19 protein-coding genes are annotated in these 18,604 nt (G+C 65.1%); 9 read left to right on the top strand and 10 right to left on the bottom strand.

Annotation, left to right across the window (positions count from 1 at the left end; all coding sequences use genetic code 11):
- Positions 1 to 141: 141 nt before the first annotated feature.
- Entirely contained in the window at positions 142 to 1,410 is a 1,269-nt protein-coding gene (locus EN852_RS28605) for an ABC transporter substrate-binding protein (protein WP_127879164.1), read from the bottom strand.
- 106 nt (positions 1,411 to 1,516) lie between these two features.
- On the opposite strand from EN852_RS28605, the gene EN852_RS28600 reads away from it, so the two are divergent.
- Positions 1,517 to 2,386: a helix-turn-helix domain-containing protein gene (locus EN852_RS28600; RefSeq protein ID WP_127866114.1), complete on the top strand. Its 870-nt coding sequence runs from the start codon at positions 1,517 to 1,519 to the stop codon at positions 2,384 to 2,386.
- An 18-nt stretch (positions 2,387 to 2,404) separates the two neighbouring features.
- Here EN852_RS28600 and EN852_RS28595 read toward each other — a convergent pair whose 3' ends face one another.
- From EN852_RS28595 to EN852_RS28585, 3 genes are all read right to left on the bottom strand, one after another.
- Positions 2,405 to 3,778 carry a HAMP domain-containing sensor histidine kinase gene (locus EN852_RS28595; RefSeq protein ID WP_127879162.1) on the bottom strand — a complete coding sequence of 458 codons (1,374 nt, stop codon included), beginning with the start codon at positions 3,776 to 3,778 and terminating at the stop codon, positions 2,405 to 2,407.
- Between the two features lie 45 nt (positions 3,779 to 3,823).
- Positions 3,824 to 4,501, bottom strand: coding sequence for a winged helix-turn-helix domain-containing protein (locus EN852_RS28590; protein ID WP_126063578.1), 678 nt, complete (start codon positions 4,499 to 4,501; stop codon positions 3,824 to 3,826).
- A gap of 236 nt (positions 4,502 to 4,737) precedes the next feature.
- Complete coding sequence (locus tag EN852_RS28585; RefSeq protein ID WP_127879160.1) at positions 4,738 to 5,523, bottom strand: hypothetical protein; 786 nt, start codon at positions 5,521 to 5,523, stop codon at positions 4,738 to 4,740.
- A 210-nt stretch (positions 5,524 to 5,733) separates the two neighbouring features.
- Here EN852_RS28585 and EN852_RS28580 point away from each other — a divergent pair, with 210 nt between their 5' ends.
- Positions 5,734 to 6,366 (top strand): isoprenylcysteine carboxylmethyltransferase family protein, encoded by a 633-nt coding sequence (locus EN852_RS28580; protein WP_127879158.1) that lies wholly within the window; start codon positions 5,734 to 5,736, stop codon positions 6,364 to 6,366.
- Between the two features lie 320 nt (positions 6,367 to 6,686).
- Here EN852_RS28580 and EN852_RS28575 read toward each other — a convergent pair whose 3' ends face one another.
- Entirely contained in the window at positions 6,687 to 6,896 is a 210-nt protein-coding gene (locus tag EN852_RS28575; RefSeq protein WP_127879156.1) for a hypothetical protein, read from the bottom strand.
- The gene (locus EN852_RS28570) at positions 6,893 to 7,648 is read right to left on the bottom strand and encodes a COG4280 domain-containing protein (protein WP_127879229.1); all 756 of its coding nucleotides are present in this window, start codon (positions 7,646 to 7,648) and stop codon (positions 6,893 to 6,895) included. Before EN852_RS28570 ends, EN852_RS28575 begins: the two co-directional genes overlap by 4 nt.
- A 248-nt stretch (positions 7,649 to 7,896) precedes the next feature.
- On the opposite strand from EN852_RS28570, the gene EN852_RS28565 reads away from it, so the two are divergent.
- Complete coding sequence (locus tag EN852_RS28565; protein WP_127879154.1) at positions 7,897 to 8,916, top strand: LLM class flavin-dependent oxidoreductase; 1,020 nt, start codon at positions 7,897 to 7,899, stop codon at positions 8,914 to 8,916.
- Positions 8,917 to 8,950: 34 nt separating this feature from the next.
- On the opposite strand, the gene EN852_RS28560 is transcribed toward EN852_RS28565, so the two are convergent.
- Together EN852_RS28560 and EN852_RS28555 are read right to left on the bottom strand one after the other, a co-directional pair.
- Positions 8,951 to 9,277, bottom strand: coding sequence for a multidrug efflux SMR transporter (locus EN852_RS28560; RefSeq protein WP_127879152.1), 327 nt, complete (start codon positions 9,275 to 9,277; stop codon positions 8,951 to 8,953).
- Positions 9,274 to 9,918: an NAD(P)H-dependent oxidoreductase gene (locus EN852_RS28555; RefSeq protein WP_189546248.1), complete on the bottom strand. Its 645-nt coding sequence runs from the start codon at positions 9,916 to 9,918 to the stop codon at positions 9,274 to 9,276. Before EN852_RS28555 ends, EN852_RS28560 begins: the two co-directional genes overlap by 4 nt.
- A 98-nt stretch (positions 9,919 to 10,016) precedes the next feature.
- Here EN852_RS28555 and EN852_RS28550 point away from each other — a divergent pair, with 98 nt between their 5' ends.
- From EN852_RS28550 to EN852_RS28530, 5 genes are all read left to right on the top strand, one after another.
- Positions 10,017 to 10,883, top strand: a complete 867-nt coding sequence (locus EN852_RS28550; RefSeq protein ID WP_127879148.1) for a LysR family transcriptional regulator — start codon at positions 10,017 to 10,019, stop codon at positions 10,881 to 10,883.
- A gap of 79 nt (positions 10,884 to 10,962) precedes the next feature.
- Complete coding sequence (locus EN852_RS28545; RefSeq protein WP_127879146.1) at positions 10,963 to 11,928, top strand: sugar ABC transporter substrate-binding protein; 966 nt, start codon at positions 10,963 to 10,965, stop codon at positions 11,926 to 11,928.
- 139 nt (positions 11,929 to 12,067) lie between these two features.
- Positions 12,068 to 13,567, top strand: coding sequence for a sugar ABC transporter ATP-binding protein (locus EN852_RS28540; RefSeq protein ID WP_189546246.1), 1,500 nt, complete (start codon positions 12,068 to 12,070; stop codon positions 13,565 to 13,567).
- Positions 13,564 to 14,580 (top strand): ABC transporter permease, encoded by a 1,017-nt coding sequence (locus EN852_RS28535; RefSeq protein ID WP_127879142.1) that lies wholly within the window; start codon positions 13,564 to 13,566, stop codon positions 14,578 to 14,580. The genes EN852_RS28540 and EN852_RS28535 overlap by 4 nt, the downstream gene beginning before the upstream one ends.
- Positions 14,581 to 14,703: 123 nt before the next feature.
- Positions 14,704 to 15,702: a substrate-binding domain-containing protein gene (locus EN852_RS28530; protein WP_127879140.1), complete on the top strand. Its 999-nt coding sequence runs from the start codon at positions 14,704 to 14,706 to the stop codon at positions 15,700 to 15,702.
- A gap of 239 nt (positions 15,703 to 15,941) precedes the next feature.
- Here the strand turns inward: EN852_RS28530 and EN852_RS28525 are convergent, their stop codons facing one another.
- Both EN852_RS28525 and rocF read right to left on the bottom strand, forming a co-directional pair.
- Positions 15,942 to 17,000, bottom strand: a complete 1,059-nt coding sequence (locus EN852_RS28525; RefSeq protein ID WP_127879138.1) for an ornithine cyclodeaminase — start codon at positions 16,998 to 17,000, stop codon at positions 15,942 to 15,944.
- Between the two features lie 2 nt (positions 17,001 to 17,002).
- The gene (gene rocF, locus EN852_RS28520; protein WP_127879136.1) at positions 17,003 to 17,935 is read right to left on the bottom strand and encodes an arginase; all 933 of its coding nucleotides are present in this window, start codon (positions 17,933 to 17,935) and stop codon (positions 17,003 to 17,005) included.
- Positions 17,936 to 18,067: 132 nt separating this feature from the next.
- On the opposite strand from rocF, the gene EN852_RS28515 reads away from it, so the two are divergent.
- Positions 18,068 to 18,508, top strand: a complete 441-nt coding sequence (locus EN852_RS28515; protein WP_127879134.1) for an Lrp/AsnC family transcriptional regulator — start codon at positions 18,068 to 18,070, stop codon at positions 18,506 to 18,508.
- Positions 18,509 to 18,604 lie beyond the last annotated feature (96 nt).

Raw genomic sequence — 18,604 nt, 5'->3', positions numbered from 1 at the left:
GCAGAAGGTGGCCGCGAAGCGGCCGGATGAGGGGTGTTCCAGGGAACGCCAACGTCTCACTCCGCTGGAACACCCCTCATCCGTCTCGGCGCTAAAGCGCCGATCCACCTTCCCCCACAAGGGGGGAAGGCAAGGCGGCGCTTACTTCACCGGCAGACCGGTCGCGGCGGCGATCTGGCTGGCGGCGTCGTCGAGCGCCGCCTTGGCGTCGGGATAGCCATTGGCCAGATATTTGGTCTGGACGGCGCGCACGATGATCTCGGCGTCGCTCTGGAACTGGGTGCCGCGGCTCGGCACCACCTTGGGCAGCGTGGAGAGGATATCCTTCCACACCGGCTGGCCGCCCCAATATTCCTGACCTTGCGCGACGTAAGGATCGTCGAGAGCGGAGACCAGCGAGGGCACCAGGCCGAAATCCTTCAGCATGGTGATCTGACCCTCATTGGTCTCCAGCGTGTATTTCAGATAGGCGTAGGCCGCTTCCTTGTTCTTCGAGGCCGAGGTGATGGCCAGCGACGAGCCGCCGAGATTGGCGGCGCGCGGGCCGTCGGCGGTCAGGCTCGGCATCAGATAGACGCCCCATTTGCCGCTTTCCTTCGGCGATTCGGTGCGGATCGTGCCTTCATACCAGCCGCCATAGACCTGGGTGGCGACGGTGCCGGCGGTGTTGTTGGTGATCTTGGTCGACCAGTCTGCCGACGACACGATGCCGGCGTCCTTCATCTCCTTGACCTTGGTCATGGCGTCGACGCATTTCGGCTCGGCCACGGTGATCGACTGGCCGTCCTCGGCGAAATAGGCGCAGCCCTGCTCGTTGGAGATCATGCGGAAAAATTCGGTGTCGCCGTTGAAATCGGCATTGGTCATCGACACGCCGGGATTGGCGGCCTGGATCTTCTTGCCGGCGGCGATGAAATCGTCCCAGGTCTTGATCGTCGCGGGGTCGACGCCGGCCTTCTCGTAGAAGTCGCGGCGATAGAAGACGGCAACCGGGCCGGAATCCCAGGGCATGGCGTAGGCCTTGTCGCCGACCTCGAGCTCGGTGCGCTTGAAATCGGGGAATTTCTTCTGGTCCTCGGCGGTGTAGCCCAGCGTGTGCAGGTCGACGAAGCAGTCCGGGAACTGGCTCCAGTAATTTTCTGCCTCGCCGTTCTCGATCGTGACGATGTCGGGCAGGCCGACGCCGCCGGCGGCGCAGCCGGCGATCGACTTGTCATAGGTCGGCTGGTTGCCGAGGTCCTGAACCGTGACCTTGATGTCGGGATATTTCTTGTTGAAACCCTCGACCGTCGACTTCAGCGACGAAGCGGCGATGTTCCAGCTCCAGATGGTGATCTCGCCGGACTGCGCCAGGGCCGGGCCTGAACCCAGGGCAAGCAAAAGCGCGGCGCAGGTCAGTGTAGTGCGCATTGAAATCCTCCCAATTCGTTTGCTCTCTCGCTGTGAGCGTGGCTAGACTATGCGGCGCGGAAGGCTTGTCCCCGACAGAGGGAATAAGAAGTTGGCGGAAAGTAAGATGTCCGAGCGTCCGTTCTACCAGCCCGGAGCGAGCAGCGTCGAAGGACTGCCGCTCATGCTGCAGATGTTCCACAACCACCCGTTGGTGATGCTGAAGCCGCACTGGCACGCCCAGGTCGAGGTGAACTTCATCGTGCAGGGCCGCGTGCATTACCGCATGGCCGAGCACGAGATTTCGCTGTCGGCCGGCGAGATGTGCCTGTTCTGGGGCGGCCTGCCGCACCAGATGGACGACCTTTCCGACGACGCCATCTATGCCGGCGCGCATCTGCCGCTGGTGCATTTCTTCCGCCTGCATCTGCCGGCCGACATACGCCACCGGCTGATGACCGGCGCGACACTGGTGACCAACGCGACCGACCAGTCGGACAACGACAATTTCAAGCGCTGGAACGAGTATGCGCGCTCAGGCGATCCGGCCAGGACAGAGCATGCAGTCAACGAGCTGCTGCTGCGGCTCGAGCGGGTGCGCTTCGAGCCTTACCGGCTGGTGCCGGGAACCGCTGCCGGACAAGGCGCCGGCAACGCCTTCGACCAGCAATCCTCGCGCAATGTCGGGCGCATGTGCGACTATATCGCCGAGAATTTCCTCTACGACATCGATTGCGTGACCATCGCCTGCGCCGCCGACATCCATCCCAAATACGCCATGAGCCTGTTCAAGAAATCGACCGGCATGACGCTCAACGAGTATCTCAACCTACTGCGGCTGAGCTACGCGCAGGCGCTTCTGATGCATGAGGATGCGAATGTCTTGAGGGTCGCGATGGAATCGGGCTTCGGCTCGCTCAGCGCCTTCAACAAATCGTTCCGCAAGCTCGCCGGCATGTCGCCCTCGGATTTCCGCCGGGCGGGTGCTGCGCGGTAGCCGCCAGGCGGATCCGGATCAGGCGGCTTTCACCGCCGGGAAGCTGACGGTCACGCCGAGACCCGGTCTGCAATCCTCAAGCGTTATGGCGGCGCCATGCAGGTCCGCCACCGCCTTCACGAGGCTGAGCCCCAAGCCGCTGCCCGGCGTCGTGCGGCTCGCGTCCAGCCGGTACAGACGGCGGAATACCTTTTGGCGTTCCTCGGCGGGAATGCCCGGGCCGTTGTCGCGGACATGGATGAGGACGTGGCTGCCATCCCTGGTCACTGAAAGCCCGATCGCGGTACCCGGTGGGCAATGCCGGAGCGCGTTCTCGACCAGATTGGCGAGCATCTGCATCAGCAGGTCCCGGTCGCCGTGGATATAGCATTTTGTATCGGGAACGATCCCGGTGGACAGCGACTTGCCGTCATCCTCCGCGACATCAGCATAGACGTCGCCGATGGTCTCGACGATCGGCCCGACATCGAGGTCGACGAAGCGGGCCTTGCGGGCGCCGGCTTCGATCTGGGCGATGCGCAGAAGCGCGTCGAAGGTGCTGTTGATCTGTTGGCTTTCGGCGCGCGCGTCGGTCAGCTCGGCCGAGACATCCTCGCCCGAGGCCGTCTTGTCGGCGGCGGATTCCAGGATCATCTGCAGCCGGTTGAGCGGTGTCTTGAGGTCATGCGCGATGTTGGCGCTCACCTCGCGCATGCCGTCAACCAGGGCCGATAGGCGCTCGAGCGCCGCATTCACCTGGGCGGAGACGGCATCGATGTCGTCGCCGCTGCCGATCAGAGGAATGCGCGCGTCAAGCCGGCCATGCGAGACGTCGACCATGGTGCTGGCGATGCCGTCGAGGCGCCGCTGCACGCGCGAGGCAAGCACGGCACCGCCGCCGACCGCCAGAACAGTGATGACGAGCGTGGCCCAGCCGAAGCTCATCAGCACGATCCGTTCGAGATCCTCAGTTTCCGAAAGCGAGAAGGCGACCGTCAGATTGTCGTCGCCGACCGTGCCTGAGTAGGCCCGGTATTCGGTGCCGCGCGGGACTCCCGGCAGGTTGGCGGCGAACATGGAAAAGCCGTCCGGCAGGCCGGAGGCGGTGAAATCCCCAGCGAGGCGGTTGCCGTCCTTGTCGGTGAGGGAAAAGATCTCGTCCTTGTCCTGGCTGAACTGGGCATGGTCCCTGACGGTGGAGACGAGATCCTCCTCGTCGCTCTCGGCATGGGTGGCGGCGATGAGCGAATAGGTCTCCTTGATCGACTGATCGAGCTGCCTGGCGAGCGACGCGCTCATCAGTTGATAGACGACCGCACCGGACAGGATGAAGGCCAGCAGGAACAGGAAGGCGAAGGTCAGCGCCAGCCTGAACGGCGTGCTGCGCAAAAGGCTGGAGCGTGTCTCGCTCATGTGACCGCGAGCGCGGTTGGTCGCCCGGCAACCGCGGACGCGGGACTAGGCCGGAACATGCAGGCTGTAGCCGGTGTTGCGCACGGTGTGGATCAGCGGCACGTCGAAAGGCCTGTCGACCTTGGCCCGCAGCCGGCTGATATGGGTCTCGACGACGCTGGTCTTGGGGTCGAAGTGAAAATCCCAGACGCGCTCCAGAAGCATGGTGCGGGTGATGACGCGGCCTTCGCCGCGCATCAGCACCTCGAGCAGGCTGAACTCGCGCGGCTGCAGGTCGATCGGCTGGCCCTGCCGGGTCACGCGGCGCTGGATCAGGTCCATTTCGAGGTCGGCGACGCGCAGCGCCGTCTTCTGCTCTTGCGCCGCCGGCCGGCGGCCGAGCGCATGGATGCGGGCAAGCAGCTCCGAAAAGGCGAAGGGCTTGACCAGGTAGTCGTCGCCGCCCGCCTCGAGCCCCTCGACGCGGTCGTCCACCCCGCCGATCGAGGTCAGGAAGATGGCCGGCGTATGGATGCCGGCGGCGCGCACCGCCTTGATCATCGACAGGCCGTCGAGGCCGGGAACCATGCGGTCGGCGACGATCACGTCATAGGCGTTGCGGGTCGCGGCGAAGAGCCCGTCATGACCGTCGCGCAAGAGATCGCAGACATGGCCGGCCTCGGTCAGCCCCCGCACGATATAGTCGGCGGTTCTTGGATCGTCTTCAACAAGCAGAAGTCGCATCGCCCCGTGCAGTCCTTGCCGCCTCAACCTCGCCGGCATGGCGGCGGCGGCCGGGCTCTTTCCTGGCTGGTTCTCCAGGACATGATGCCGAAAGTGTGACGCGGCTTTCGGATGGCATCATGCCCATCTCGTCGTCTTGGCGCAACTCCGGACGGATTGCACTAACCATCTGTTTTTACGCGTTCGTGGGCCGAAGACCGCTACACATTTTTGCGAGAGGGCTTTCAGGGACACGCTCAGTCGAGCAGGGCCTGCTCGTCTTCGTCGATCAGGTTCTTCAGCGTCATATAAAGAACGATGGCCGCGATGCAGCCGAGGAAGGTCAGGCTGGTGACGGTGGTGCCGAAGCCCATGCCGCCATATTCGACCGGCTGCGAGAGCAGGTCGCCGAAGGAGGCGCCGAACGGCCGGGTCAGGATATAGGCGAGCCAGAAGGCGAGGATGGCGTTCAGGCCGAGGAAGAACCAGGCCAGCGCGATCGCCGCGATGACGCCGCCGAAGATAAGGCCGGTCGCGAGATAACCCATGTCGAAGCGCTCGGCGACCAGATCGCCGGCGGCCGTGCCGAGCGAAAAGGTGAAGAGGATCGCCAGCCAGTAGAAGATCTCGCGCCTGGTGGTGAAGATGGTGTGGATCGACAGGGTCTTTTCGCTAGCGTACCAAACGATGAAAGTGAGGGCCAGCACGGCGGAGAAGACGATCGTCGTCGTCTCCAGCCGCACGCCGAAATTGTCGACGAGGTTGTCGGTGACCAGGGTGCCGACGACGCTGATCAGCACGACCGCCAGCCAGTAGGCCCAGGGCACGTAGCGCTTCTGCGCGAATTGCAGGATGAGCGCGACGACGAGAATGCCGGTCATGATCAGGGACGTGACGGTGAGGCCGAGACCGAGATTGACGGCCAAATAGTCTGCCGCGGTCTCGCCCATGGTCACCGCCATGATCTTGATCAGCCAGAAATCGAGGGTGACTTCCGGGACCCGGTTCAATTCGGGCCCGTGTTCGTCGGCTGTCATGGTCATGGCGATGCTGTCATCCTGTAAGGGCCGTTCGTCGGCGCTCGGTTCGAGCCGCCGTGGCAGTCAGGCTAGGCAGGCGAATTCACCGCAGCCTGTCCGAGACCTTACAAATTCGTAAGGTCGGCCAAAAACATTCGCCGGGTCTCGTCATCGCCCGGCGGAAGGGCTAGAGAAAGCCTGGCGTCCGTCCCGGCGCCGGAGCGGTGAGAAAGAATGGCCTACACGTCCCTCAAAGCGGCGCCGAAAGCGTTCGACCAGCACAAGCGCCTGATCGTCGTGCAGGTGGCAGCCGTGCTTGCCGTGATCCTGCTGCTCTTCAGCAGACCGGCGCTGGCTGAAGGATCGAACGGACATGAAGCCCTGGAGACGATAGGCTTTGTCATGGTGCTGACCTGCTTTCTGGGCCGGCTGTGGAGCATCCTTTTCGTCGGCGGCAGGAAGAATGACGAGCTGATCGTGTCCGGCCCGTTCTCGATGACCCAGAACCCGCTTTATTTCTTCTCGACCGTCGGCGCGGTCGGTATCGGGCTGATGTTCGGCTCGGTGCTGGCGGCCGCGATGCTCGGCCTGGCAAGCTTCCTCGTCTTCCGGTTCACCGCGCGCAAGGAGGCCGCGTACCTCGCCGGCAAGTTCGGCGCCGTCCATGCAGCCTATGCCCAACGCACGCCGCGCTTCTGGCCGAACCCGCTGCTTTACCGCGACGAGGACCAGTGGCTGTTTTCGACGGTCGCGCTGCGCAGGACGTTCCGCGACGGTCTCTATTTCCTGGCACTGTTTCCGATCATCGAGGCGGTCGAGTATGTCCGCCTCGCCGGCCATCTGCCGACGCTTTTCACGGTTTATTAGGTTTCCGGCGCGGATTTGACCGGCGGCTATGTTTGCCGGCAAGCGGCATACGTTGGAGATTGGCTGAGGCGCTTGTCCGGTCGTCATTCTATGGCGGAGCAAGGAGCGGAGCGACGCGCGCAGACCATAGAATCCATGCCGTTACTTCGAAGCGTCACAACGGTGCAGAATTCTGCTCCGCTGCATTCCACGGCTTAGGTCACGGCATGGATTCCAGGGTCTCCGCGACGCCGCTTCGCGGCTGCTCCGCCCTGGAATGATGAGGTTGAGAGGCTTCGCAGCCTCCAGCGTGCGCTGATAGCCAAGAAAACGAATGCCGATCAGCGCGCTCTGTCGCGCGCGGCGCGGCGCGTGCTCTGCAGGAGAATCGCCGGGCAGCCGGCGAGGAGCAGGAAGCCGCCGATGAGCGGCGGCAGCCCCAGGACCTTCACCGCGGCGGTGACGAGCGCGATCAGGATCAGCGCCAGCAATGCCAGATTGCCGTCGTCGACGAACATGCCGACGAGTTCCTTGAAGACAAGACGGATCATCGGGCAAGCCCTCCGGCGGGCGCCGGATAGGCGCCGCGCAGCCAGCGCACGATGGCGAAGGACGCCGCGGCGATGACGGCGAAGATGGCGAGCAGAGCGAGATCGGCGCCCGGCCACTCCGCGCCGAGGCCCTCGCCGGTCCAGAACACGCCGAAGCTGGTCAGCATAAGCCCGACGACGAATTTGAGCGCATTCTCCGGCACGCGCGCCAAAGGCCGGTGCACTGCAAGGCCGATCAGCATCACCAGCACGAAGGCCACCAGCGCGCCAAGGCCGGCATAAAGCGTCTGGCCATGCGCGGCGCCGACGGCAATGACGATGAACACCACTTCGACGCCCTCGAGCAGCACCGCCTTGAACGACGCGACGGCGGCCAGATAGTCGGCGCGGCGGTCGCCGGCCTGCCGCCGCAGCACCTCCGTCTCCTTGGAAAAGGCCTGCTCCTCGTCATGCAGCGCGATCACGCCGACGCTGCGCAGGATCGCCTTCCGGAGCCAGCGCATGCCGAACAGGATCAGGAGCACGCCGACCACGAATTGCAGGACGGCGATGGGGACGAGCGCCAGCAGCGGGCCGAAAATAAGCATCAGCGCCGCCAGCAGGATGAGCGCAAGTGCTGCACCCGTCAGCGCGGGGCGCCAGCTGCGCGTCACGCCAACGGCGAGCACGATGGTGAAGGCTTCGACCACTTCGACGAAGGAGGCCAGGAAAGAGGCCGTCACCGTGGAAAGTGTGGGCGTCAGGCCATGCATGAAGGCATCGTCCAATGCTGGGGAATCATCGGCTGGCGCAAACGATACAGCGCTCCGGCGGCAGCGAGAATGCCGGAGATGAGCTTATGGTTCCGCATTGCGCGGGGGGCGGCACGGTAGCATTTCGAAGACTCATTGACGGTCTGTATCCATTCGGTGTCCGTTGTATCGCGGCACCGCCCTGGCTATCTGCGGGAGCAACAAGGCATTTAAGCGGCCGATGGGCCGCTCCAGCAGGAACGGAGCACATGAAGAAGATCGGATTTCTGTCCTTCGGGCATTGGTCGCCCTCGCCGCAATCGGGCACGCGCTCGGGCGCCGATGCGCTGCTGCAGTCGATCGATCTCGCGGTCGCGGCCGAGGAGCTCGGCGCCGACGGCGCCTATTTTCGCGTCCACCATTTTGCCCGCCAGCTCGCGTCGCCGTTTCCGCTGCTTGCCGCCGCCGGCGCCAAGACCAAGCGTATCGAGCTCGGCACCGCCGTCATCGACATGCGCTACGAGAACCCGCTCTACATGGCCGAGGGCGCGGGTGCCGCCGACCTCATCGCCGGCGGGCGTTTGCAGCTCGGCATCAGCCGCGGTTCGCCCGAGCAGGTGATCGATGGCTGGCGCTATTTCGGCTACGTGCCGCCAGAGGGCAAGAGCGACGCCGACATGGCGCGGAACCACGCCGAAATCTTCCTCGACCTGTTGCGCGGCGAAGGCTTCGCTCAGCCCAATCCGCGGCCGATGTTCCCCAATCCGCCCGGCCTGCTCAGGCTCGAACCGTTCTCGGCGGGCCTGCGCGACCGCATCTGGTGGGGCGCGGCCACCGACGCCACCGCCGTGTGGGCGGCCAAGCTCGGCATGAACCTGCAAAGCTCGACGCTGAAATTCGACGAGAGCGGCGAGCCGCTGCATGTCCAGCAGGCCAAGCAGATAAGAGCCTACCGCGCCGCCTGGAAGGAAGCCGGCCACACGCGGGAGCCGCGCGTCTCGGTCAGCCGCAGCATTTTTGCCCTCGTCAACGACATGGACCGCGCCTATTTCGGCGGCAGCGAGGGCGAGGACCACTTCGGCTATATCGAGCCGGAAAAGCGCGCCGTGTTCGGCCGCACCTATGCCGCCGAGCCCGACAAGCTGGTGGAACAGCTCAGGGAAGACGAGGCGATCACCGAGGCCGACACGCTGCTGCTCACCGTGCCCAATCAATTGGGCGTCGACTACAATGCCCATGTCATCGAGTCGATCCTGAAGCACGTCGCGCCGGCGCTGGGGTGGCGGTGATTAGCAAAGTGAGGGAAGGCGCCGCGCGCCTTTCCTAAGAACTCACCTTCAACCCGACCACGCCAAGGATGGTCACCGCGGCGAAGGTGAGGCGTACAGCGTCGGTGCTTTCGCCAAAGAGCGCTATGCCGGCGATGAGCGAGCCGACGGCGCCGATGCCGGTCCACACCGCATAGGCGGTGCCGAGCGGCAGGACGGTCAGCACCTTGGTCAGAAGCGCGATGAAGATGACCAGGAGCACAAATGACACCGCCGCCCAGAGCGGCTCGGTGAAGCCGGCCGATTTCTTGGTCGCGAGCGCCCAGGCGACGTCGGCGATGCCGGAGATGATCAGCAGCAGCCATGCAAGGGACTGGCTCATGCGAGCCTCCTGGCGAAGCTTTCGGCAAGGCGCTGGACTTCTGTCTCAGTTCGTCTGGCGCCAGCCTGCATCGCTTCCGGCTGGCCGATGGTCGGCGAGACATGGACGATTGCCGCATCCTTCAGGCCGATAAAGGCCAGCGCGGTGCTGAGATAAGGCGTCGCCAGATCCGGCCGGCCGTAGCTCGGGCCTTCGGTGAAGTCGCCCGAGGTCGCCATCAGCACGGCAGTCGGGCGGGCGCTGAGCAGCGGCGTGTAGCCGGTGGCCGGGTTGAAGGAAAAGCTGAGGCCGGGCTGCGTCACCAGGTCGAACAGGTGCTTCAGCCGGTAGGGAACGCCGAGATTCCACATCGGCGTCGAGATCAGGATCGCGTCGGCGGCGTCGAGCCTTGCTACATAGTGTCCGATCAGTTTCCAGGCCCGGCTCTGCGCATCGGTCAGCTGCGTGCCGGAAAGTTTTGCGTATTTGGCCTCGATCGCGGCGCCGTCGAAGGTCGGCAGGATGGCGGTCCAGATGTTGAAGCGGTCGACTTCGAGCTTGGGCAGACGCTCTTTCAGCTGCGCGAGGAAATTCGCGGCGGCCTTGCTCGACCAGGAGCGGTCGGCGCGCGGCGAGGCCTCGATGTGCAGGATGCGGCTCATGTCTTTCTCCGCTGGTTCGTTTCCGGAGCGCGATATATGTTCGCGGCGATGCGAGCGCATTAAGCGATTCCGCTACTCTCATTCGCGTGGATGCGAAGATGATCGATTATGACGACGTGCGGCTGGTGGCGGCGATCGCAGGAGCTGGCGGGGTACGCGGCGCGCAGGCAAGGCTCGGCACGCATATTGCGACGATCTACCGGCAGCTCAGGGAACTGGAGAAGCGCACCGGCGGCGTGCTGTTCGAGCGCCTCGGCGACGCGCTGGTGCCGACCGGCAGGGCCGGGCCTTTCCTCGATGCCGCGGAAGAGCTGCGCGATCGCCTCGCCGAGGTCGAGCGGCGCGTGGCGGCGCAGGACGACCGGCTGGTCGGGCCGCTCAATGTGACGACCGCGGACACGCTGCTCGATATCGCCTGCGCCTGCCTGAAATCCTTCGGCGAGGCCCATCCCGGCATCGCGCTGTCGCTCAAGGTGAACAACAGTTTTGCCGATCTCGGCCGGCGCGAGGCCGACGTCGCCATCCGCCCGACACTGACGCCGCCCGAAACGCTTGTCGGCCGGCGCGTGGCGCGTTTTTCGTATGCGGCCTTTGCCAGCGATACGTCCCTGGAGGGATGGATCGGCTTCGACGCGACCCTGTCCGCCCTGCCGGCGGCGCAATGGCTGAAGGCGAATGTCGGAGAGGATGAGATCCGGCTGAGGGTCAACAGCCTCACGGCGGCGGCGGCTGCCGCCGAGGCCGGCTGGGGCACGGCGCTGCTGCCGGACTATCTGGGTGCTGCGAGCCGGCTGCCGCGCCTGGGCGAAACCGTCGAAGAGCTCGCCTCGGAGCTGTGGGTGCTCTCCCATCCGGACCTCAAGGGCAATCCGCGCGTGCGCGCCTTCAGTGACTTTTCGGCCAAGTGGTTGAAGACGCGGCTGAATACGGCCAACCTTCCAGCAGGAGGCTTCTCCCGATATTGACACTTGGCAAATTCCGGCTCTACTTTGTCGCGTAATCGGTTACGTAACCGATTACGGCTCGATCAAGTGGAGGAGACTAATGAGCAAGATTTCGAACATGCACGGGCTTGGCCCGTTCTCGCGGCGCCAGTTCCTGAAGACCAGCGCGCTCGCCGCCGGCGCGCTCGCCTTGCCGCTCGGCCCGGCTCTCGCGGCAGACAAGCCGAAGGTCGGTCTGGTGATGAAGTCGCTGGCCAACGAGTTCTTCAAGCAGATGCAGGCCGGCGCCGAGGCGTATGCGGCCAAGAACAAGGACAAGTTCGATTTCGCCGCCGTCGGCATGAAGGACGAGCGCGACTTCGCGGCCCAGGTCGACGCGATCGAGAACTTCATCACCCAGAAATACAACATCATCGTCGTGGCGCCGGCCGACTCCAAGGCGATGGTGACGCCGATCGCCAAGGCGCTGAAGGCCGGCATCAAGGTCATCAACATCGACGTCGCGCTCGACGAGAAAGCGAAGAAGAAGGCCGGCGTCGATCTCGCCTTCTTCGGCCCGGACAACCGCGCCGGCGCCAAGCTCGCCGGCGACGCGCTCGGCAAGGGGCTGGGCAAGGGCGGCAAGGTGGTCATCCTCGAGGGCAATCCCGAGGCCGACAACGCCAAGCAGCGCAAGCTCGGCTTTGACGATTCGGTGAAGGAGTACGGGCTGAAGCTGCTCGACTCCAAGACGGCGCATTGGGAGACCGAGGAAGCCAACACGCTGATGACCAACTTCCTCACCCAGCATCCGGATATCCAGGGCGTGATGGCGGCCAACGATTCGATGGCGCTCGGCGTCGTCAAGGCGATCGACGCCGCCGGCAAGTCGGGCAAGATCAAGGTGGTCGGCTTCGACAACATCCCGGCCGTCGGCCCGCTGCTGAAGGAGGGCAAGATGCTCGCCACCGTCGAGCAGTATGGCGCGCAGATGGCGGCCATGGGCATCGATTACGGCCTGCGCGAGCTCGCCGGCGAGAAGTTCTCCGGCTGGGTCAAGACCGACGTCAAGCTGATCACCGCCTGAGACTTTCAGAGACGCGCCGGCACCTGCCGGCGCCCTAGCTCTGGCAACCGCGTCACCGCTGTCGGCATGTCCGGCAGCGGTGCCGACGCGCCCGCGCCGCTATCGCGGTGGATAAGCGCGGTTTAGGATTCTGTCGCCCATGGATGCGATTCTCTCCCTTGAAGGGGTCGGAAAGATCTTTCCCGGCGTCGTCGCGCTGAGCGACGTCTCGCTGTCGATCGCGCGCGGCGAAACCCATATCGTGCTGGGCGAGAACGGCGCGGGCAAGTCGACGCTGATCAAGCTGCTCGCCGGCATCTACCAGCCGGACTCAGGCACGATCGCCTTCAACGGCGCGGCCTACCAGCCGAAGACGCCGCATGATGCGCAGCAGAGAGGCATCCGCATCGTGCACCAGGAATTGAACCTTCTGCCCTATCTCAGCATCGCCGAGAATCTGATGCTGGAAAACCTGCCGCGCCGCGCGTTCGGCATCGTCGATCGCAAGGCGCTGAACAGCCGCGCCGTTACATTGCTGAAGGAGGTCGGCCTCGATGTCGATCCGAGAACGCGGGTCGAGGCGCTGGGCGTCGCGCAGATGCAGCTGGTCGAGATCGCCAAGGCGCTGAGTTACGATTCGAAGCTTCTGGTGCTGGATGAGCCGACGGCGACGCTGACGCCGCCCGAGATCACGCGGCTCTTCGCCATCATCAAGCGGCTCAAGGCAAAAGGCGTCACCATCATCTACATCTCGCACCGGCTGCATGAGGTGTTCGAGATCGGCGAGCGGGTGACGGTGCTGCGCAACGGCAGGCTGGTCGCGACGCGCGATCTCCACGGCCTCACCGTGCCCGACCTCGTGCGCATGATGATCGGCCGCGACATCGCCGACGAGTACAGCTTCGACGATACGATCGTGCCGGGCAAGGTCGCGCTCAGCGTCGCCAATCTGAAGCGCAATGCCGCGACGCCCGCCATTTCCTTCGACGTCCGCCATGGCGAGATCCTCGGCGTCGCCGGCCTGGTCGGCAGCGGCCGCACCGAAGCGATGCGCGCCCTGTTTGGCGCTGACGCAAAGCTCGACGGCGTGATCGAGATCGACGGCAGGCCGGTGGCAATCACTGCCCCCAAGGACGCGGTGCGGCATGGCTTGAGCCTGCTCACCGAGGACCGCAAGGGTCAGGGCCTGCTGCTCGACCTGGCCGTCGACAAGAACATCACCATCACCGATCTGAGCAAAGTCTCGCGCAACGGGCTGCTCAACCGCCGGGCCGAGGCCGCGGCGGCCAACGATCTCGTCGGCCAGCTGCGCGTCAAGGCAAGCTCGATCGAGCAGGCGGTGCGAAACCTTTCCGGCGGCAACCAGCAGAAGGTGGTGTTGGCCAAGTGGCTGTTCCGCGGCACCTCTACGCTGATCCTCGACGAGCCGACGCGCGGCGTCGATATCGGCGCGCGGCGCGAGATCTACCAGCTGCTGTGGATGCTGGCGGCGCAGCAAAAGGGCATCATCATGGTGTCGTCCGACCTGCCCGAGCTGATGGGCATGTGCCACCGCATCATCGTCTTTTCCAGGAACAGGATCGTCGGCGAGGTGCCGCGCGCCGAATTCGACCAGGAGCGCATCCTGTCGCTCGCCTATCAGGAGTATGTGCGACCATGACCGAGACGTCCGAACCGCTGGTGTCGGCGCCTGTTTCCCCCGGACGGGCGAAATTCCTGCACTTCCTGATCCGCGACGCCGGCGTGCTTCTGGCGCTGGTGCTGATCACCTTGTTCTTCTCGGCCACGGCGCCGTATTTCGCCACTCCCGACAACGCGCTGAAGATCTTCGTGCAGATCGCCATCAACACTGTGCTGGCGGCGGGCATGACCTTCGTCATCCTGACCGGCGGCATCGACCTTTCGGTCGGCTCGGTGCTGGCGCTGTGCACCGTGGTCGGCGCCACCGTCATGATCGACGAAGACCTGTCGCCGGCCGCGGCAATCACGCTGTCCCTTCTGGCCTGCATGGCAACCGGCGCGGTGTGCGGCTTCCTCAATGGCTGGATCTCGACGCGCTGGAAGATCCCCTCCTTCATCGTCACGCTCGGCATGCTCAACATGGCGGCGGGCGCCGCCCGCGTCGTCAGCGACAACTCGACCATCACCGGCCTGCCGCAGAGTTTTGTGGATTTCGGCAACCTGATCATCGGCGGCTTCCTGCCGTCGATCTTCCTGGTCGCCGTGCTGGTGATCGCGGCCGGCTGGTTCGTGCTGCGCTTCACCGTCTTCGGCCGCATGATCTTCGCCGTCGGCACCAATGACGAAGCGGTGCGGCTGTCGGGCCACAATCCGGATTTCTACAAGGTCGCCGCCTTCACCATCAGCGGGCTCACCGCCGGCATCGCGGCCATGGTCTATCTCTTGCGCCTCAACATCGGCAGTCCGATCGCCGGCGTCGGCTACGAGCTCAATGCCATTGCCGCCGTCATCATCGGCGGCACCAGCCTCAGCGGCGGCAAGGGCTCGATCATCGGCACGCTGGTCGGCGCCTGCATCCTGCAGGTCTTGAGCACCGGGCTGCAACTGCTTGGCGTCGGCGACAACTTCAAACCGATCGTGATTGGCCTTGTCATCGTGCTCGCGGTCATCCTAGACGCGTATCGGGAGAGGCTGTTGCGGAGGATCCGCTAGAGCAATTCCAGGAAAAGTGTGAGCGGTTTTCCGTCCGGAATTGCGTAAAAACAAAGGGATAGAGCGGATCGCCGTTTCCGGGAAACGGTGAAACGCTCTAGGGGGCACCAGGGGCTAAGGGCCATGACGACGATTGCCGATGTCGCACGCTATGCGGGGGTGTCCGTCGCAACGGTCTCGCATGTGATGAACCATACCCGCCATGTCGAGCCGGAAACGGCCGAGCGCGTGCGTGCCGCGATCGCGGCACTGCGCTATAGCCCGAACTCGGTGGCGCGGAGTCTCAGGCGCGGCGAGACCAAGACGATCGGCCTGCTGCTGCCCGACAATTCAAATCCGTTCTTCGCCAGCGTGGCGCGGCAGATCGAGGACGCGGGCTTCGTCTCCGGCTACACGGTGATCCTGTGCAATTCCGACGGCAACGCCGAAAAGGAAGAGCGCTATCTCTCGGTGCTGATGGCCAAGCAGATCGACGGGCTGATCTTCGCCGGCTCGTCCGACCATGCGCGGGTGTTCGCCCGTCTCCTGCCCAGCGTGCCGGCGGTGCTGCTCGACCGCGAGATCCAGTCGGTCAATGTCGATTCGGTGCTGGTCGACCACAACCATGGCGGCTATCTGGCCGGCCGGTATCTGGCCGGGCTCGGCCACAAGATGATCGGCGTCATCGGCGGTCCGCGCGATTCCAGCTCCAGCCCGGCCCGCCTGCGCGGTTTCGTCCGGGCGCTTGGCGAAGCAGGCCTCGAGCTGCCGGCTTCGTCGATCGTCGATTCCGACTATCATTTCGCCGGCGGCCGGCTGGCGATGGAGCAGCTCATGACCCAGGCGCCGGACATCACGGCGGTGTTCGCCTGCAACGACCTGATGGCGATGGGCGCGGTCACGGCGCTGCGCTCGCGCGGCCTGCGGGTTCCCGACGATATGTCGATGGTCGGCTTCGACGACATCCCCTATGCCGTCACCACCTGGCCGCCGCTGACGACCATCGCGCAGCCGGTGGAAAAGATCGGCACGCGCGCGGTGAGCCTGCTGCTCGAGAGGCTGGGCGAGCCGGAAGCGCCGTCAAGGCGCGAAGTGCTGGCGCCGGTGCTGGTGGAACGGGAGAGCTGCGCGGCGCGGGGGTAGGCGTCAGCACCGTCAACGCTGGCGCTGGCCCCCTCTCCGTCTCGGCGCTGCGCGCCGATCCACCTCTCCCCCGCTTTGCGGGGGCGAGGAAACGCCAATCGCTGACGGCGCGGCCTCGCAAGGCTTGGGTTCCTCACCCTCGCCAGAGCGGGGGAGAGGTGGATCGGCGAAGCCGAGACGGAGAGGGGGAGCGCCCTATGCGATTGGCCGGCGCCTCGAAATGGCCTCGGCGAAAGACTTCACGCCGCCGGCTGCATGGCCGCCCTCTCAAGCATGCCGAACAGGTCGCGCGGCTCGTCGGGGTCGGCGAGCAGGTCGAGCTCCTCATAGAGGCCGGTGGCCTGGAGCTGGTCGCGGACATAGCGCAGCGCCGAAAAATCCTCCGTCGCGAAGCCGACGGAATCGAACAGCGTGATCTGCTCGGGCGCCTTGCGGCCCGCAGCCTTCCCGGTCATCACCTGCCACAGCTCGGTCACCGGATGATCGGCGTCGAGCTGCTGGATCTCGCCCTCGATGCGGGTCTGCGGCGGGAACTCGACGAAGATGTCGGAGCGCAGCAGGATATCGCGGTGCAGCTCGGTCTTGCCCGGGCAGTCGCCGCCAACGGCGTTGATGTGGACGCCGGAGCCGACCATGTTGTCGGTGAGGATGGTGGCGTACTGCTTGTCGGCGGTCACCGTGGTGATGATGTCGACACCTTCCACCGCGTCCTGCCCGGTCGAGCAGATGGTGATGTCAAAACCCTTGGCGGCAAGGTTGCGGGCGCATTTTTCGGAAGCCGAACGATCGATGTCATAGAGGCGCAGCTTGTCGATGCCGAGCAGCGCCTTGAAGGCGATGGCCTGGAACTCGGACTGGGCGCCGTTGCCGATGATGGCCATGGCGCGCGAGCCCTTGGGCGCCAGGTATTTGGCGGCCACGGCGGAGGTGGCTGCCGTGCGCAGCGCCGTCAGGATGGTCATTTCGGTGAGCAGCATCGGATAGCCGGAGCCGACATCGGCCAGCACGCCGAAGGCGGTGACCGTCTGACGGCCCTCGCGCATGTTCTTCGGATGGCCGTTGACATATTTGAAGCCGTACATCTTGCCGTCGCTGGTCGGCATCAGCTCGATGACGCCGTCATGGCTGTGCGAGGCGATGCGCGGCGTCTTGTCGAACAGCTCCCAACGGCGGAAATCCTCCTCGATATAGGCGGCGAGCTCGGTGAGGAAGCGCTCGACGCCAATGGCGAGCACCAGCTTCATCATGCGGTCGACGCTGACGAAGGGAACGATGGCGAGGCGCGAAGGCTGGGTCATGATCAGAGGCTCCCGGAATGGCTGCGGGTCGGTCGGTCCATGATGCGGCGGCCCATCAGGCTGGCGGTGAGGTCGACCATGAGGGTCGCGGTGCGGCCGCGCTCGTCGAGGAACGGGTTGAGCTCGACCAGATCGAGGCTGGAGACAAGGCAGCTGTCGGACAGCATCTCCATCACCAGATGCGCCTCGCGAAAAGTGGCGCCGCCGGGAACGGTGGTGCCGACGGCCGGCGCGATCGACGGGTCGAGGAAGTCGACGTCGAGGCTGACATGCAAGAGCCCGTCCTCCTGCTCGACGCGAGCCAGGAAAGCGCGCAGCAGCGGCGCGATGCCGTGCTCGTCGACGGCGCGCATGTCATGCACGGTGACGCCCGCTTCAGCGAGCGCGTGGCGCTCGGCCGGATCGACGCTGCGCAGGCCGATGGCGCAGATGCGGGCCGGGTCGACGGCTTGCGGCAGATCCGGGAAATAGCCCTTGAAACCGGCCTGGCCGCTGGCATAGGCGAGCGGCACGCCGTGCAGATTGCCGCTGGTGGTGGTGTCGAGCGTATGGAAATCCGGATGCGCGTCGAGCCACAGCACGAAAAGCGGCCGGCCGCGTTTGGCGGCGCGGCGCGCCACGCCGGACACCGTGCCGGCGGAGATCGAATGGTCGCCGCCGAGGAAAATCGGCATGGCGTCCCGGGAAGCGGCGTAGGCGGTCTCGGCGATTGCCGCGGTCCAGGCGGAAATCTCCGGCAGCGCCTTCAGCGCGAGGTTGCCGTGCACCACCGGGCGCGCCGCGGCCTTCTCGACCGCGCCCCAGTCCTCGACCTCATGGCCAAGCTCCGAAAGCACCGACACGAGGCCTGCCGTGCGCAGCGCGCTCGGCCCCATCTCGCATCCCATCCTGCCCGCGCCGTCCTGCACCGGCGCGCCGACGATCCTGCAGCGCATGATTTCTTCAGCCCTTACGATTGATTGGCTTGATTGGATCATCAAGCGCTGGCGGTTTGAACAGGCGAAATTGGCATTTCGAGAAGATTGATCTATCATTCTGCGCGTCCAATTTGACCAAGATGAGCAATCATGGATGCGCTTGATGAAAGACTGGTGACGCTGCTGCGGCACGATGCGCGGCGCAGCGTCTCCGACCTCGCCATCGATCTCGGCGTCTCGCGCGCCACGGTCCGGGCGCGCATGGAGCGGCTGGAAAAATCCGGCGAGATCATCGGCTACACGGTGGTGCTGCGCGCCGACGCGGTCGATCAGAGGATACGCGGCGTGATGATGATCGAGATCGAGGGCCATGCCGCCGACCGCGTCATCCGGGCGCTCGGCGGCCTTCCCGAGGTTTCCACCATCCACACCACCAACGGCCGCTGGGACCTGGTGGTGGAGCTCGGCACCGCCTCGCTCACCGATTTCGACGCGGTGCTGCGCCGCATAAGGCTGATCCCCGGCATAACGGGCAGCGAAACCAGCCTGCTGCTGGCGACGCCGAGGACGACAAGAGCGCGGCTGGGATAATCGGTGAGTCTCGGGACGATCGGCGGTCCGCGGGTGTTATCTCCGCCTTGGCATTGTGGGAACGCGACGGCGCCGGTGCGGCAAGGCTCGATCACA

The sequence above is a fragment of the Mesorhizobium sp. M2E.F.Ca.ET.209.01.1.1 genome, assembly GCF_004010375.2.
GTDB lineage: Bacteria > Pseudomonadota > Alphaproteobacteria > Rhizobiales > Rhizobiaceae > Mesorhizobium.
Note: the sequence above shows the minus strand (reverse complement) of the source record. Positions and strands in the feature narration are given on the sequence as shown.

Excerpts from the sequence above, each read along its gene's own strand:
- EN852_RS28535 (WP_127879142.1), top strand. The coding sequence starts at position 13,564 with ATGACCGAGACGTCCGAACCGCTGGTGTCGGCGCCTGTTTCCCCCGGA.
- EN852_RS28545 (WP_127879146.1), top strand. The coding sequence starts at position 10,963 with ATGAGCAAGATTTCGAACATGCACGGGCTTGGCCCGTTCTCGCGGCGC.
- EN852_RS28605 (WP_127879164.1), bottom strand. The coding sequence starts at position 1,410 with ATGCGCACTACACTGACCTGCGCCGCGCTTTTGCTTGCCCTGGGTTCA.
- EN852_RS28575 (WP_127879156.1), bottom strand. The coding sequence starts at position 6,896 with ATGATCCGTCTTGTCTTCAAGGAACTCGTCGGCATGTTCGTCGACGAC.
- EN852_RS28570 (WP_127879229.1), bottom strand. The coding sequence starts at position 7,648 with ATGCATGGCCTGACGCCCACACTTTCCACGGTGACGGCCTCTTTCCTG.
- EN852_RS28525 (WP_127879138.1), bottom strand. The coding sequence starts at position 17,000 with ATGACCCAGCCTTCGCGCCTCGCCATCGTTCCCTTCGTCAGCGTCGAC.
- EN852_RS28580 (WP_127879158.1), top strand. The coding sequence starts at position 5,734 with ATGGCCTACACGTCCCTCAAAGCGGCGCCGAAAGCGTTCGACCAGCAC.
- EN852_RS28595 (WP_127879162.1), bottom strand. The coding sequence starts at position 3,778 with ATGAGCGAGACACGCTCCAGCCTTTTGCGCAGCACGCCGTTCAGGCTG.
- EN852_RS28600 (WP_127866114.1), top strand. The coding sequence starts at position 1,517 with ATGTCCGAGCGTCCGTTCTACCAGCCCGGAGCGAGCAGCGTCGAAGGA.
- EN852_RS28585 (WP_127879160.1), bottom strand. The coding sequence starts at position 5,523 with ATGACCATGACAGCCGACGAACACGGGCCCGAATTGAACCGGGTCCCG.
- EN852_RS28540 (WP_189546246.1), top strand. The coding sequence starts at position 12,068 with ATGGATGCGATTCTCTCCCTTGAAGGGGTCGGAAAGATCTTTCCCGGC.
- rocF (WP_127879136.1), bottom strand. The coding sequence starts at position 17,935 with ATGCGCTGCAGGATCGTCGGCGCGCCGGTGCAGGACGGCGCGGGCAGG.
- EN852_RS28590 (WP_126063578.1), bottom strand. The coding sequence starts at position 4,501 with ATGCGACTTCTGCTTGTTGAAGACGATCCAAGAACCGCCGACTATATC.
- EN852_RS28550 (WP_127879148.1), top strand. The coding sequence starts at position 10,017 with ATGATCGATTATGACGACGTGCGGCTGGTGGCGGCGATCGCAGGAGCT.
- EN852_RS28565 (WP_127879154.1), top strand. The coding sequence starts at position 7,897 with ATGAAGAAGATCGGATTTCTGTCCTTCGGGCATTGGTCGCCCTCGCCG.
- EN852_RS28530 (WP_127879140.1), top strand. The coding sequence starts at position 14,704 with ATGACGACGATTGCCGATGTCGCACGCTATGCGGGGGTGTCCGTCGCA.
- EN852_RS28555 (WP_189546248.1), bottom strand. The coding sequence starts at position 9,918 with ATGAGCCGCATCCTGCACATCGAGGCCTCGCCGCGCGCCGACCGCTCC.
- EN852_RS28515 (WP_127879134.1), top strand. The coding sequence starts at position 18,068 with ATGGATGCGCTTGATGAAAGACTGGTGACGCTGCTGCGGCACGATGCG.
- EN852_RS28560 (WP_127879152.1), bottom strand. The coding sequence starts at position 9,277 with ATGAGCCAGTCCCTTGCATGGCTGCTGCTGATCATCTCCGGCATCGCC.